Source organism: Shewanella sp. SW24, from assembly GCF_025653395.1.
In the GTDB taxonomy this organism is placed as follows: domain Bacteria; phylum Pseudomonadota; class Gammaproteobacteria; order Enterobacterales; family Shewanellaceae; genus Shewanella; species Shewanella oncorhynchi.
Genome location: NZ_JAKKSH010000019.1, coordinates 61418 through 77344, shown reverse-complemented (window position 1 = coordinate 77344; position 15927 = coordinate 61418). Strand labels below are relative to the sequence as shown.

Sequence of the window (15927 nt, the reverse complement as noted above, 5' to 3'; positions counted from 1 at the left end):
AGGAAACCTCAGTGAAGATAATTCAATTACAGCAAATTAGCATAGGTACCCGAAGCGCACTTATCGCATTGGTAGCCCTAGCCTCATTGCAGGGCTGTACGCCCACAGTAAAAATAGAACCGCCGGATAAACCTATCGTTATCAATCTCAATGTGAAAATTGAACATGAGATACGGATCAAAGTAGATAAGGAATTAGACCAACTCCTGTCAGACGATAAGCTGTTCTAATTAAATAAGAATTGAGGAATCACCATGAAATCAATCCGACTAAAAACAAAGTTATTATTGCTATTAACCCTCAGCGTCTTAAGCCTAAGCGCCTTTGCCATGTCACTTCAAGAAGCTAAATCACAGGGCTATTTAGGGGAACAAGCCAACGGCTACTTGGGATTAGTGCAAGCCAATCCCGAAGCCAAAGTCGTGATGGACGACGTAAATAACAAACGTCGCGCACACTACGAAACCATTGCCAAGAAGAACAAACTCTCCCCTGCCGACGTCGCTAAACTCGCCGGTGAAAAAGCCATAGCCGCCACAGATAAAGGCAACTATGTACAAGATGCCAAAGGCAAATGGATTAAAAAGTAGTCCGCTTTCTAAGGCTCTAGCGCGTAAAAACAAAACGAATAGATATAAACAAAACGCCTGCAGTAGCAGGCATTTTTATGGGTGGATTTGTCGATAACTGGATAGATGATTTACTTAACTAAAAGCTAACTGACGACAAAATAATTAATATTAATTTTCATTGCTTCCCCAGTCACTCGCCTTCCTATTTCTAGTAAGAAGCATCCCACATTAATACAACAATTTTTCATGCCTGTAATTTGCCCACATGACATAACCTAAAACAATACAACCTGATAGCAAAAGAAAAACTCTGGTATTTTCGGTGTCAGGGATAGCTTGAAAGACAGAGTTTAGCCATAACGGGAAAAATATTCCAATAGGGATAACAGTGACGATGAACAATGCAGAAATAAAGTAGCAAATAAGAATGTTGCCGATGCCGCGTGGTTTAGGCCATCCAAAGCGCAAATTCATAGATTTATGCAATTTAACCAAAAATGTAATCGTGGCTAGGTAGATTATGATTCCTACAATAAACAATATATCTATCATGTTCAATTTGGCTTATAACGCCGCTATCAATTGCGGCAAAAAGTGGAGTAAGTGAAGCGAACGTAACTTTTTGACGTCAATTACATAGCTTGGTTAGGCTTCCGTCACTTCTAGGATTACACTGGTCTGAATTTTTGGGTTCCAGTAAAGTCCTCCACCATATTTAAAGTGCTCCTTTACTGCACTCAGTGTTTCTGTATGAGACTCAAATATCGTGAACCTAGAGCCTAACTTTGTATAGTGCGCATGCGCGTTTACCTCATTAGACCAGTAAAAGCGCGTATGGTTAACTAACTGTAATAAAAGGAACTTATCAGCTTTTGTTTAGATATACCATCAGGAAAAACGCGCATGCGCGTTTTCCAAACCTATTATCTCAAGCTGTCAAAAAATAAGTTGTTGATAATAAATGCTATATACATCGAAAAGACCGAACACCCACAGATTTTTTGCTTTTAGCGCTGCACAGACAACACTAAAAAATCAAAGTAAAAACCGTTAAATGTAATCTCTAATCTTTCAAATCAACAGACTACGCAAATGCTAAAAGGTGCGCCATGGTGATTGGCGAGACGACCGTCCGCCCCATGGATGGGGCGGTCGAGCATCCACGGATGGACTAGCTGCGAGTCGCCGAGTAAATGCCATGGCAAACCGATCTATGTGGATCAAATGAGCTTATTATCAATAAGGAATAAATTCACTTTAAAATGCTTGCGATCTGTGTTCTTTTTAGCCTTTGCCTCGTCACTCTCCTTCTATTTGATAGAAAAAGCTGAGCCGAGTTTAGAGTAATAAGACTCACAAATTATCGTTGGGTAGCATTCGATAGAAAGGTGTTGAAGAGTCACGTGACTAATTTTAGATAAAAGCTTTCTTAGCAGAAAAGAGTACGGATAGCGCACTAATGCTATGGAGATTTAAGCGAATTATCGGCTAATAATAGATATCAAAAACCAATAATGACTATTGATCTACAACTACGCTATGCCGCAACCACGTGGCGCTGCGCACGTAGGGGGTGTAAGCGATTATGCATCACTTTGATGGTTTCAAACTGCACCATAGTTTTAGCACCGGATAAAACACATTCGGGCGATAATAACATCACTAAGGCCGATTGCAGGGTGTTTTCAACCACAAGCACGAGTGCCCTTTGCTTTTGGCATTTAAGTTCAAAGACTTTACCTACATCGCTATAAACACAGACATCACTGGTATCAAAAAACCATGATTTAGGCATTTGCGGTGTCAGCATAAAATGGGCTGCGGTGGCATTGAGCGCAATTTGAACAATAGCGGCATCGGACAAAGACAGGGTTTTAGGCAATCTATCGAGTAAGTTCATATAGAATTTGGCGTGCGCAATATTAAATTCCATGCTTGATAAGGCATCTGGAATGAGTAATTTTGCTTTATAAGACGTCAGAAATTCTATCTCGGAACCTAACGATACGCCTAATACACCATACGAATCGTTATATTTCCATTGCCAATCTTTTTGCGGCATTAATAACATAACGGTGACCCAATATTTGAACACTGGGACATAATAGTAGATATTTTATCCAATATCAAAATAAAAATAATAAAATACAAATTATTTAACAGTTACTTAGTCGTTCTATTGTAAGATCTTAACAGCGATCTAAGGATCATTTTAGATCGCTGTTAAAGAATAAGATCTTATTTTAGATCGTTATCTTAATCCTAAGATCATTATTTCAAGCGGTATGCATTCACTATTTCTTTAATTAACTTCGGACCTTGATAAATAAAACCCGAATAAATCTGAACCATAGTGGCGCCCGCATCGAATTTGGCTAAGGCATCTTCAGCGCTATTAATACCGCCCACACCGATGATCGGGATCTGCCCTTTCAAACAAATTGCCAATTGCTTAATCACTTTAGTAGACAGCTCAGTTAAAGGTTTGCCACTTAAGCCGCCGCTTTCATTGGCGTTGGCAAGACCGCTAACACCATCACGTGTTAAAGTAGTATTGGTCGCAATTGCGCCATCAAATTTGTTTTTAATCAAAGCTTGCGCGATATTTTCAATTTCTTCGATGGTTAAATCTGGAGCAATTTTAAGCGCGATGGGCACGTATTTTTTATGCTTTTCGGCCAGCTCAAGTTGCTTGGCTTTAATTGCGCTCAATAATTCATCTAATAGATCGCCATATTGTAGCGATCGTAATCCTGGGGTATTGGGTGATGAAATATTCACCGCAATATAAGCCGCATGGAGATAAACTTTATCCATGCAGATCAAATAATCGTCTTTACCTTGTTCTACTGGCGTGTCTTTATTTTTGCCAATATTAACGCCAACCATAATATCGGTCTTTTTAGCGATCAAATTTTTGACCAGATTATCGACACCCTTATTATTAAACCCCATGCGATTAATGATGCCTTTGGCAGGCTTTAATCTAAATAGACGGGGTAAATCGTTACCAGGCTGTGGTCTTGGGGTAACTGTACCCACTTCAATATGACCAAATCCTATCGCATGAAAGGCATCAATCGATTCGCCGTCCTTGTCCATACCGGCAGCGAGTCCCACTGGGTTAGGAAAGGTCAACCCCATAAAGCTGACAGGAGCGGGTGCAATCGTTTGTCCATATAGACACGTTAACCGGCTATTGGCGGTCATTTTTAAACTGCCTATAGCAAGATGGTGAGCTCGCTCAGGATCCATCTGAAACATGACTTTCTGTGCGATTTTATAAAACATGTACTTTCCTCGACCTAAAAAAAGCCCCGGCGATCGCCAGGGCTTCTGATTGTTATAATAAGTTTACTTTTGGCCTTCGCAATGAAGGATCAGAAGGTTAAGTTCACGTAGGGCGACAGAGAACTTAGCAAACTCATGGATTTGCGACGTTTTAAAGTCAGCTAGCATATGGAACCATCTTTCCAATAAGCCTTGATTTATCTCAATCCACTGAGAAATCACACTTTCGGCATCACAGGTTGCACTGCAGGTTCTTAAGACAACTGAACTTAATGCACGTTGTTGCCAATCTAACTCTTCCCTAAAGGCGGCACGAGCCAGTGCTTGCCAATGGTTCGCTACAGGTTGAGCGCTGATCTGTTCTAAGAACCAGTGCAGCTCAACGCGGGCGCCGAGTTTGAAGTAAGTTTCAGCCACTAATGCCACTGTCTTATCTTCTGTTTGCGCAATTTGGGCAATGTCTAAGGCAGAGAACAAGGTGCTCATGTTAGCCACAATGGTTGCCACAGCTTGTGGTACGTTTTCTTTGACCAAAGCATTGATCTCAGATTGGATACCCTTCGCTTCTTCTTCTACCAGATATAAATGAACATTATCTTTAATTTGTTCAAATACTGGTTTGAAGAAGGCAACGGTTTGTTCGATGCTCCAAGAGCGGTTACGGTGACGGAGGAACCAGCGGCTAGCACGACGCATATTGCGGCGTAACTGATGCAGCATTTCACCTTGAACCACAGCCGGAACTATGCCGTTTAAGTCAGTGATCGATTTAGTTAATTCAGCTAAACCAAATACTTCGCGAGCCATAGTGTAACAAATTGCCGCGTCGGCAACTGAGGCACCAGTCTCATCTTGCATACGTTGAACAAAATTCAAGCCCATGTCGTTGACGAGTTCATTGGCGAGTGAGGTCGCAATGATTTCGCCACGCAGTGGATGGGTTGCCATTTTGTCGCTGTATTTTTCCTGAAGTTTTTTCGGGAAATACGCGATAAGCAGTTGGCTTAACAGAGTATCTTCAGTGATTTCTGGCGTCACTAATTGCTCTTTCAGTACCATTTTCGCATAAGCAACCAATACTGATAGCTCTGGGCGCGTTAATGCACGACCACTGGCTAAACGTTCAGCTAGCTCATCGTCAGACGGTAAGAACTCTAACGCTCTGTCTAACTTGCCTTCTTTTTCCAGGTACTGGATAAAGCGGATCTGCTCTTTTAACTGCTCAGCACCGCGCACTTGAGTCACAGAGATAGTACGAGTTTGATCTTTACAGTCTTGTAGTACGATTTGGCCGACTTCTTCAGTCATTTCTTCCAGTAAACGGTTACGCTGCTTAAGCGTCAGTTCACCTTCAGTCACCATAGCGTTCAGCAAAATCTTGATGTTCACTTCGTTGTCTGAACAGTCCACACCACCAACGTTATCCACGAAGTCAGTGTTGATGCGACCGCCATTAGACGCATATTCAATACGACCTAACTGAGTACAACCTAAGTTACCGCCCTCGCCGACTATCTTAGCGCGCAGTTCGCCACCGTTGACACGTAGAGCATCGTTGGCACGATCGCCGACTTCAGCGTGGGTTTCACGTGAAGATTTCACATACGTACCGATACCGCCGTTCCAGATCAAATCCACTGGCATTTTCAACAGTTCTTTCATCAGCTCAGTTGGGGTCATAGAGGTTTTCTCTGTGGCCAACATTTGCTTCATCTCTGCCGATAATGGAATTGATTTAGATGAACGGAGGAAAATACCGCCACCTTTAGAAATCAACTTGCTGCTGTAGTCTTCCCAGCTTGAACGTGGCAGAGCGAATAAACGCGCCCGTTCATCATAACTTAATGCCGTATCCGGATTTGGATCGATAAAGATATGCATGTGGTTAAAGGCTGCAACCAGTTTAGTGTGCTTAGACAACAACATACCGTTACCGAATACGTCGCCCGCCATGTCACCTATACCTAAACAGGTAAAGTCTGTAGTTTGGCAATCAATACCGACTTCGCGGAAATGACGCTTAACCGATTCCCAGCCGCCTTTGGCCGTGATACCCATTTTCTTATGGTCATAACCGTTGCTGCCACCCGATGCGAATGCATCACCGAGCCAGAAGCGGTATTCGAGGGAAATCGAGTTCGCGATATCAGAGAAAGTCGCTGTGCCTTTATCGGCTGCTACCACTAAATAGGGGTCATCTTCATCGTGACGAACCACATCCAATGGATGGACGATTTCACCGTTCAAAATGTTATCGGTAATATCGAGCAATGCACGGATAAAGATGCGGTAACATTCTTGACCTTCGGTGAAGAAAGCTTCACGGCCGCCTTCAGTTGGCAATTGTTTACAAACAAAGCCACCTTTAGCACCCACAGGCACAATCACAGTGTTTTTCACTTGCTGTGCTTTTACCAAACCCAATACTTCGGTACGGAAGTCTTCACGACGATCTGACCAACGCAGACCACCACGAGCCACTTTACCGTAACGTAAATGCACACCTTCAACCCGTGGCGAATAAACGAATATTTCGAATTTCGGCAGTGGACGTGGCATTTCAGGGATCAGTGAAGGCATGAATTTAAACGAGATATAACTCTTAGATTCGCCTTTGGCATCCAGTTGGTAGAAGTTGGTACGCAGAGTGGCGTTAATCAAGTCTAAATAACGACGAATAATACGGTCATCATCTAAGCTAGACACTTCGTCTAAACGTAAATTGATCTGCTCCAAAAACTTGCCCAGGGTACGAGTTTTCAGTTTAGGGTTAAATTTACGGATGAACATCTTCACCAACAAATCAGCGATTTGTGGGTAACGACCGAAGGTTTCTTCAATATATGACTGACTGAAAGTCGCATCGATTTGACGCATGTATTTCGCATACGCGCGCAATACAGAGACTTCACGACCGGTTAAACCTGACGCCAGAATAATGCGGTTGAAGCCGTCATCTTCTAACTTCTTTTGCCACACTTGTGACAGTGCAGTTTGGAATCTGTCTTGGCTATCAGCGATGTTATCTGTGTTGACGACTTTAACTGTCATCAAGAAGTCTAAGATCCAGAAGGTAGAACCGTCTGAAGTCGTAACTTCATATGGACGCTCGTTGATCACGCGCAGACCAAAGTTTTCGAGCATTGGAAGCACATCAGAAAGATGAATAGGCTCATCTTTATGGAATAGCTTTAAACGCACTTTGTTGTCGTTCAGCGCCGCTTCCTGCGGTTGATAGAACAACATGCCGAGCTTGTGTTCATCATCCAGTGCTTCGAGCTGTTGCATGTCGACGACGGCAGAACTTGGCAATACGTCTTCTTTATAGCTTTGCTCAAACGCATTGAAATAACGCTTAGTCAGATGAGTGCCAGCTTCTTCGCCGAGTGCACTGTTAAGCGCAGTGCTTAACTTATCTTCCCACGAACGTGCCGCTTCTATTAAGTTGTTCTCTATGGCAGCCACATCTACATCCATATTATTGTTATCAACTTTGACTATGTAGTGAGTGCGGGCTAGCGTCGACTCGGAGAAATAAGTCGTAAACTCTACATCTTCTTTGCTGTTAAAGTGCTGGGCCAGAATACGTTGAGTATCTTGGCGGAGTTTAGTGTTGTAACGATCCTTAGAAACGTACACTAAACAGGATAAGAAACGGCCAAAGCCATCTTTGCGTACAAAGAGTTTCAGCTTGTCTCTGTCTTGCATTTCTAACACGCCATGGGCCATGTGCGATAAATCATCAACATTGGCTTGAATTAGCTCGTCACGAGGTAAATTCTCAAGGATGTTTAGCAGGGCTTTATAGTCGTGTGAACGTGGGGTCAAGCCTGAACGATCTAACACACGCTGCACTTTTTCATTCAGCAGTGGGATTTCACGTGGACTGCGGTTATACAGGTTTGACGCATATAAACCGATAAATCTATCTTCGCCAATCACATTGCCTTTCTTATCGAAACGCTTAATACCGATATAATCGACATAAGCTGGGCGATGCACGCGGCTCTTAGCGCTGCTCTTAGTGAGGATCAGTAAGCTGTGATCTAAGGCTTCTTTGCGGGCACTATCGGAGAAGCTAGATAACAACAAACCTTGCTCAGGTTGCGCTTTAGTGTGCTTGTTCATCAAACCTAAACTAGAGGCGATATTAGGCACTAACTCAACGTCACCTTCGACACGTTTCAAATCGTATTGACGGTAACCTAATAGCGTAAAGTGATGATTATTCAAGTAAGTCAGGAAGTTAATCGCTTCTTCTAACTCTTGCTTATCGCCCGGGAACGGACGTTTTGGCAATTCCTTGATCATCTCAGCCAACTTGGCAGACATGACTTCCCAGTCGTTGACTGATGAAGCGACATCGGCAAGCACAGACTGAATTTCGCGCTCTAATGCTTTGATATCAACCGTGCTGCTTTGACGGTCAATTTCAATCAAAAATACGGCGACATGCTCAGTGCTTTCAGGGCTCTGATTAAGATAAGTGACATTCGTCACACCACTTTCTGAACGCTCAATGGCCAGTGGAGTGTGCAACATCATGTGAGCAGTAATACCCATACGATTCAATGCCATACCAACTGAATCGACCAAGAATGGCATGTCAGGTTGGATAACTTCAATGATCGAGTGAGTAGATTGCCAGCCGTGTTTGGCTTGGCTAGGATTGAACACTCTCAGATGAGTGTTACCTTTTGGTGTTTTGTTCAGGGCGTTCCATAAACTGAGAACCGCACCGTATAAATCACTGTCATTACGCGCATTGAGATCGTCTTTCGACATGTGGGCATAAAGGCAGGTGGCGAACTGTTCAACTTGCTTGGCTTGTGAATTAGGGACTTTAGCGTGAATTAAACTAACTACATTTTCAAGTAGTACTGAAGGCATTGCATCTTTCAAGGCCATGTTGCTGTTTCCTTAAGCGTCTATGGCAGCGCTTTTTTCATTATTTGGATGCTTCGGCTTAACAATCGCAGATAAATTAATGTGATCTAGATCGTCGCGCGAAGTTTATTACTAAAACCGCTGTATTTCGAGGAAAATTTTAGTGGTACATCCTCTTGAAATCCAGTATTGGCGTAAACAAGGAATGACAAATGACCAAACAATCGATAAAGCAGACTAAGTATTCAAAAGTAAATGGGGAGCTTAGCTCCCCATTTGTAGACTCTACTTAGGTTGGCGCCAGAAAATGGCGGCCAATGCAGGTAGGATAATTATGGCACCGAGCATATTTACCACAAACATGAATGTTAACAATATTCCCATGTCCATTTGGAATTTAAGTGCCGAGAAGAACCAAGTACTGACACCAATCGCCAATGTAAGGCCCGTAAAGATCACCGCACTACCCCGTTCGACCAACGCCTCATAGTAAGCCTGTTGCACTGGCATACCATTTGATAGCTTAGACGACATAGTCGAGAGGATATAAATACCGTAATCCACACCAATACCAACCCCCAGTGCAATGACAGGTAAGGTACTGACAGCTAAGCCAATATCGAGCTGAGTCATCAAGGCTTGTGCCAGTGTCGACACGACATATAACGGAATAATGACCGCCACAGTGGCTTTAAAAGATTTAAAGCTGATTAAGCAGAGTACAAACACTGCACCATAGACGTATATCATCATAGGTAACTGTGCCTCAGCCACCGCTTCGTTAGTCGCTGCCATTACACCCACAGGACCCGACGCCAGTTTAAACTGCAACTTCTCGTTGTCCATTTTCGCGGCGACGGCTTTGACCTTAGCGACCACAGTTTCTATGGTTTCGGCCTTGTGATCTTTCATAAACAGATACACAGGCATGACAGAACAATCGCCATTTAATAAACCTGAAGTCGTGGGAATTTGGCCAATAGCCTGTACTAAGCTCGCCGTTGTACGCGGCAACACTTCCCATCTTGGATTACCTTCGTTGAAGCCTGCATTCACTTTTTTAGCGACTGACGCCAAACTCACAGTCGACTCCACCCCAGGGGTATTGCGCACTAACCACTCAAACTGATCAATTTGAGTGAGCACATCGTGGTAAGTACAGGCTTCAGGTGCTGCCTCAACAATCACAGTCATCACATCTGTGGTGATAGAGAAATGATCTGTGATGAAGAAGGTATCGAGGTTATAACGCGAATCTTGATGTAACGCTGGCGCGCCGCCCTGTAAGTCACCAATCTTCATCTGATTGGCTTGTTGCAAACCCACAAAATACAACACCACAGTGGCAATAATGACTACCACAGCATATTTAGGCGTTGCAAAACGCGCCATGAAGCGCCAAATAGCCTCAGTTCGCACTTCTTCAGCGGTCGGTTCTGCGTGTTTATTGACTTTGATTTCAGTAAAAGAAATCACCAAAGGCAACAGGATAAGGTTAGTGAAAATGATCACGCCCACACCGAGCGAGGCAGAAATCGCCAGCTCGCGAATAATCCCAATATCGATAAATAACAGGGTAATAAAACCAACAGTATCGGACAGTAATGCCACACCACCCGGCACTAATAAACTACGAAATGCCGACGCCGAAGCCGCTTTTGTCGTTTGCCCGTCAAGCACTCGGCGCCGTACAGCATTGATGATCTGCACCCCGTGGCTCACACCGATGGCGAAGACTAAAAACGGTACCAAAATCGACATAGGATCGAGACCGAAACCTATCACAGTCAATAAACCAAGCTGCCAGACCACAGCCGTTAAACTGCAGACCAGTGGCAGCATGGTCAAGATGATGGATTTAGAAAAGAGGTAAACCATGATGGCGGTGACCAAAATCGCGATCACGAAGAACAGCAATACCCCCTTAGCACCATCAGCCACATCCCCCGCCATTTTGGCGAAACCTATGATGTGAATTTTAACCTTATCGGTTTCGAACTTGCCCCTAAGCTCTTTTTCTAATTGTGCAGCAAAAGCAATAGTATCAAGCGGTTTACCCGTCTGTGGATCAAAATCCATTAATTGAGCCGACACCATAGCCGCACTGTAATCGTTAGCAATTAATCGGCCGACAATCCCTGCTTTTTCAATATTATCGCGAACCGTTTCTAACCCAGACACTGAAGTTGAAAAATCCGCTGGAATAACAGGCCCGCCAGCAAAACCATCCTCAACGACTTCAGTAAAACGAGTGGAAGGCGAAAAAATTGATTTCACCTGCGCACGGTCAACCCCTGAAATAAAAAACAGCTGATCATGCACATTTTTTAAGGTATCAAAATAGTTAGCATTAAAAATATTACCGCTGGTATCCTCAACCGCCACCATGATGCTGTTGGCACCACCAAAATCTTTTTGGTGTTTCAGGTAGGTCTGCATATAACTGTGCTGCAGTGGAATATTTTTGATAAAAGCCGCATCCATTTTGAGTTGACTGGCCTGATAGCCAAAAAACAACGTCAAAAACACAAAAATGCCGACGACCCATGCGCGATTGCGAAACAAAAATGACTCAAATCCGTTGACCAGTTTTTCTAACATCTTCTCGGCCCTGTTATTTATTGTAGTTTTAAAATTTTATGGCTTAAGAATAAACAGCCCTTGGCTGCCGGATAACCACATATTCCCTTGATTATCCTTCGCAATAGACACTAAGTTTTCCCCTTGGCGACGAGTCACGATACTGCTAGTGTCGTCCTCATTTAGCTTGATCACTATCCCCGCATTTCCCACTAAATATAGCGCGTCGTCAGAAACAACCATGGCACCGTTGATTGAGGATTGCACAGGCAGTTCTATTTGATTCCATTGGCTTAAACTCACATCAGCTTTGAATATATGACCGCGAAGGCCCATCACATACACAGCATTTTTCGTTTCTACGGCGTTAAACATAGAACCATCGTAATCAAAATTGGTACGCGTAAATGTTTTACCTTGATCGCCAGAAACAGCGACTAAGCCCAGCTCGCCAACCAATAATAAACGTCCATCGGTTAAGGTTAAAATACGATTAAAGTGCGGCAATAATGAAGCGCGCGCACTCAAATAGGCCGATTGATCGCTGCCTTTTAACTCCGCCAAATAAGCCACATCTTCTTCTGCTAAGAGCTCCTCATGGAACTCCTCGCGCCACTGGGCACCGCCATCGTTGGTGCGATAAAACAAACCGTAAGCACCAATGGCAATACCATTGTTTTCGTCTAAAAACACCACATCGAGGAATGGTTTTTCAATCTCGGGCGAATGCATCTGCTGCTGCCAAGTTTGGCCACCATCCTGAGTCTGTAAAATGGTTGCATCATGACCTACAGCCCAACCGCGTTTTTCATTGAGAAAAAAGACTTTGGTCAGCTGTGAACTCACGGGCGTTGCTACTTGATGCCAACTGCCGTCATACACCAGAGCATGACCACGTTCACCCACAGCCACTAAACCAGCACCTACGTTGGCAATATCTAAAATCAAAGATGAAGCAGCAAGAGGTTGAACTTGAGAAAAAATCGGATCAGAGGGCGTTGCAGATAACGTAGAAGGAAAAAAAGCGCCACCGAAACTTAATACAGCGACACACTGAAGGATGCGAAACGACATACAAACTTCCTTAAACTAATGAGGGGCGCTAAGCGCCCCTTTGTACTTGGCCTATTAACGGATACCCTCACGACGCAATGCATCGGGGGTAAAGTTAGCTTCAGTCAGTTTGGCATCGAAGTTATACATGCCACTTTGGTTGTCTAAGCCCATGGCGAGATAACGACGGGATTGCAAATCATGGAAGACTTCCAAAGTATCCCACTGTGCAGGTACTTCGTAGTAATTCAAGCCATGTGCAACGGCCACACGATACAACTGATCACGGTTGTCGTAGAGATCGGCGATTGACACTTGCCATGAATCTTCATCAAGGTACATATCGCGCACTTTATAAATGTGGCGCATACCGTCTTTCAGCGTCGCCCTCACTTGCCATACGCGGTGTTTTTCCCAACGAACGTACTCAGGATTCACATGACCAGGTTTCAATATTTGGTCATATTTCAGCTTATCCGAATGCAGTTTGTAATCGTTGTACGGGATATAAATTTCTTTTTTGCCAACCAGTTCCCAGTTGTAACGCACTGGGGAGCCGTTAAACATATCGAAATCATCTGTCGTACGCAGACCATCTGACACTGTACCCGGTGTATCAAAAGCCACGTTCGGCGCTTTACGGACTCGACGTTGACCTGTGTTATAGGTCCAAGCTTGGCGGGGAAGCGCCTCTTGATCCATGGTTTCTTTAACCAATAAGGCTGTACCTGCTAAACGTGCAGGCTGAGTCACCACTTGCTTAAAGTAGAACAGCGTATTGCTGGCTTTAAGCTGATCTAAGGTAATTTCTGGACGAGAATATTCGAAGCGAATTTCCTCAGCCGTTTCGACTAAGCTATAGCTACCATCGGCTGTCGGTGCAGCTTGGCTACGGGAAGTTTCGATATCGATACCACGAAAACGCAAAATGTGGTTCCAAATTGCTTCTAAACCATTTGCAGGGATCGGGAATGGAATACCAATAGCCGCGCCAGAAATACCATTGCCCTGTGCAATCAGTTCAGCACGAGTCGCGTTAACTTTAGTCGCATCGTAAACGAACTGTGGTACAGAGGCGCTACGGCGAGTCTTGTACACATTCATCTTGTAGGTATCAGGATAAAGTTCGAACAACTTCATCTGACCAGGCGTTAAAAAATCTTTATATTGCGCTTTGTTAGCATTGGTAATAGTAAATTCAATCTTATCCTCAGGGAAAGGATCTGGGTGATGCATCCCTTTGGTATAACCCGCCACAGGCTGAGTGATACCACCATCCCACGCAGGAATAGAACCATCAGCATTACCTGCTTTTTCAGCACCTAAAGGGGTAAGTTCATTGCCAAGTTTTGCCGCATCAGCTTCTGATATCTTAGCCATAGCGACTGGCGCTGCGAAAGCCAGCATGACTGCACTCGCCAATATCGTCAGTTTCTTCATTGTTTGAGTCCTTTTAGATCGAATACTTGATATTGAATGAAACATAATCACGATCTGCCATCGCATTCGTCGTACCGACACCGCCAAAGAAATTGTTATAGGAGATATCTGCACCCCAACGGTTTTGATAGTCGAAGTTAACGCCTAGCGCGACAGACTTACGTCCTTCCGTGAACAGGAACATAGGATCAGGTGTAATACCATCAACGTCATGGGAGAAAATCACCCGTGGAGACATATTGACCCCAGCAAATACGTTGTTGAAATCCGCCTTTCCAACTAAACGATATCCCCAAGCAAAGTCGGTTGGGAACGGGTTAGTTTCAGGACCATTGTGCAAGGCTTGAATGATGCCGGGCATATCTGGGTTGCCGCCAGAACGTGACGTACCAGGACCATTGAGACGTAGCTCATCAAAACCTGGCATATCATGGATCCACACGCCACCCACTTCGGCCAACATAGTCAAGTTATCTAAACCTAACGTTGGACCAAATAAATGGGTGAAAGTCATCTGCGCCTGAGTGGTATCAAGACGGATAAAGCCATCCACGGTTTCACCCGGCTTAACATCTTTAATCTGTGAAATACCATCGAGATCTGGACGAAGACCAGCGTTAGCTAACTGCTGTGGCATACCGGCAAACAATAATTCTACGTCATCGATTTGCAGTGGTTCATCCTGACGATGGGCAATTTCAGCCGCGACAGAGGTATCACCAACCAAGGTATTGAAACTGAAACCGTAAAGCTTGATATCTTCTGGATAAACGATTTGCGCCTTAGAGAAACTCTTCAAATTGAGCAACAATTCACGATCAATGTTACCCGAGTTTTGACCTATGGTCGCCAGATCAGACAAAAGTGCACCCGTGCTAAAATCGGCGGCTGTACCACTGATAAGAGGACGACGGCTATGGTAATTCATGAAATAAAAACCAAATTCGGTTTCACCCAGTGAAGGCGCGTAATAACCCAGCTTAATACCATATTGGCCATCATTGCTTGGCTCTGCCTCATCCTGCACTAGCGTCACTTTTGTTGGGTAAGCTAAGGCCATAGAAACCAATTGCTGTGTCGGAATAGATTGGCCGCTGGCAATCATGCCCGCTAAACGCTCGTATTCTTGCATCACAAAGTCTAAATTGATGTCAGGGTTAGCATTAAACCCAAGCTGAGCGTTTTGAGCGTAACCACCGAAACCCGCAAAATCGTTAGTCGCAAAAATAGAACCCGGTGTTGGAACCCAAATAGGTTGCCAATCATATTGATAGAATGCTTCTACCGTTAATGAATCCGTCAAACCAAGGGAAGCCCACACCATGCCTTGAGGTCTGAACGCTTCTTTTAGTTCAGCGCCTGGCGCATTAAGTATGTTCAAGTCAACGGCGTTGATTTCACTGATCCCATGGGCAATCAGTGTACTTTCACCCCATGACACCACTTGATTACCTACACGAATAGATAATGGATTAGCGCCATCGTTGAGGTCAAAGTTGCCATACACAAACGCATCGAGTAAGCGAATATCTTTACATTGAACTTCTGAAGCACGATTATCTTCGCAAGGGTCAAACTCTTTGCCCGTTATCGGATCATTAAAATCATAATTACCATCATTGAGTTTACGATCATAGAAATACATACCACGGGCGAATAAACCATAGTTTTTGTATTTCAATGACAATTCATGCAAACCTTTAACGATTTCGGACGTAGTATCGCCTTGAGAATAAAGTAAATTACTTAAGTCATTGTTACTGGAATACGATCCGGGCTGGGCCCAAATCTCAGCAGAAGTGTATTTAGTATTGCCAAATGCGCTGTAATTAGACCAATCGAATTGGGGTTGATTAACCTTACCAATTTGACCTTCCCAATCGCGCTCCCCTACACGCCAGCTCGCACCAGCAGTCCAAGTTGAGTCAAATGTGCCCTCAACCTCTCCCCAATTAAAAGATACTGCATTAACGCTTGGGATCATTAACAAACTCAATGCCGACGCCACCCCCAAAGCAAGCGCCGATTTGTTAAAACTATTTTTAACAATTTTCATTTTAGCTCTCCGTACCCTGCTGGATTCTTTGTTTTAGGAATTACAACC

At 44.0% G+C, this 15927-nt stretch carries 9 protein-coding genes; 2 read left to right on the top strand and 7 right to left on the bottom strand.

The genetic code is table 11. The annotated features are described in order from the left end of the window. Positions 1–11 precede the first annotated feature (11 nt). Both L5M17_RS15675 and L5M17_RS15670 read left to right on the top strand, forming a co-directional pair. On the top strand, positions 12–230 hold the full coding sequence (locus L5M17_RS15675; RefSeq protein WP_028759774.1) for a YnbE family lipoprotein: 219 nt from the start codon (positions 12–14) through the stop codon (positions 228–230). Positions 231–254: 24 nt separating this feature from the next. Continuing rightward, complete coding sequence (locus tag L5M17_RS15670; protein ID WP_173244577.1) at positions 255–590, top strand: YdbL family protein; 336 nt, start codon at positions 255–257, stop codon at positions 588–590. 1519 nt (positions 591–2109) lie between these two features. Here L5M17_RS15670 and L5M17_RS15665 read toward each other — a convergent pair. The 7 genes from L5M17_RS15665 to L5M17_RS15635 form a co-directional block, all read right to left on the bottom strand. Further along, a complete protein-coding gene (locus L5M17_RS15665; RefSeq protein ID WP_173244574.1) occupies positions 2110–2643 on the bottom strand; it encodes a cell division protein ZapC in 534 nt (177 codons plus the stop codon). A gap of 200 nt (positions 2644–2843) precedes the next feature. Beyond that, a complete protein-coding gene (pyrD, locus tag L5M17_RS15660) occupies positions 2844–3863 on the bottom strand; it encodes a quinone-dependent dihydroorotate dehydrogenase (protein ID WP_263148425.1) in 1020 nt (339 codons plus the stop codon). Positions 3864–3926: 63 nt separating this feature from the next. Next, positions 3927–8771 (bottom strand): NAD-glutamate dehydrogenase, encoded by a 4845-nt coding sequence (locus L5M17_RS15655; protein ID WP_173244568.1) that lies wholly within the window; start codon positions 8769–8771, stop codon positions 3927–3929. 264 nt (positions 8772–9035) lie between these two features. Then, positions 9036–11351: an efflux RND transporter permease subunit gene (locus L5M17_RS15650; protein WP_263148423.1), complete on the bottom strand. Its 2316-nt coding sequence runs from the start codon at positions 11349–11351 to the stop codon at positions 9036–9038. 36 nt (positions 11352–11387) lie between these two features. Further along, positions 11388–12404, bottom strand: coding sequence for a WD40/YVTN/BNR-like repeat-containing protein (locus L5M17_RS15645; protein WP_173496835.1), 1017 nt, complete (start codon positions 12402–12404; stop codon positions 11388–11390). Between the two features lie 54 nt (positions 12405–12458). Beyond that, positions 12459–13823 (bottom strand): DUF1329 domain-containing protein, encoded by a 1365-nt coding sequence (locus L5M17_RS15640; protein WP_105252650.1) that lies wholly within the window; start codon positions 13821–13823, stop codon positions 12459–12461. Between the two features lie 13 nt (positions 13824–13836). Continuing rightward, positions 13837–15879 (bottom strand): DUF1302 domain-containing protein, encoded by a 2043-nt coding sequence (locus L5M17_RS15635; protein WP_105252651.1) that lies wholly within the window; start codon positions 15877–15879, stop codon positions 13837–13839. Between the last annotated feature and the right edge of the window lie 48 nt (positions 15880–15927).

What these genes read in the sequence shown, in the direction of transcription:
- L5M17_RS15645 (WP_173496835.1), bottom strand. Translation starts at nt 12,404, where the DNA reads ATGTCGTTTCGCATCCTTCAGTGTGTCGCTGTATTAAGTTTCGGTGGC.
- L5M17_RS15670 (WP_173244577.1), top strand. Translation starts at nt 255, where the DNA reads ATGAAATCAATCCGACTAAAAACAAAGTTATTATTGCTATTAACCCTC.
- L5M17_RS15635 (WP_105252651.1), bottom strand. Translation starts at nt 15,879, where the DNA reads ATGAAAATTGTTAAAAATAGTTTTAACAAATCGGCGCTTGCTTTGGGG.
- L5M17_RS15665 (WP_173244574.1), bottom strand. Translation starts at nt 2,643, where the DNA reads ATGTTATTAATGCCGCAAAAAGATTGGCAATGGAAATATAACGATTCG.
- L5M17_RS15650 (WP_263148423.1), bottom strand. Translation starts at nt 11,351, where the DNA reads ATGTTAGAAAAACTGGTCAACGGATTTGAGTCATTTTTGTTTCGCAAT.
- L5M17_RS15640 (WP_105252650.1), bottom strand. Translation starts at nt 13,823, where the DNA reads ATGAAGAAACTGACGATATTGGCGAGTGCAGTCATGCTGGCTTTCGCA.
- pyrD (WP_263148425.1), bottom strand. Translation starts at nt 3,863, where the DNA reads ATGTTTTATAAAATCGCACAGAAAGTCATGTTTCAGATGGATCCTGAG.
- L5M17_RS15655 (WP_173244568.1), bottom strand. Translation starts at nt 8,771, where the DNA reads ATGGCCTTGAAAGATGCAATGCCTTCAGTACTACTTGAAAATGTAGTT.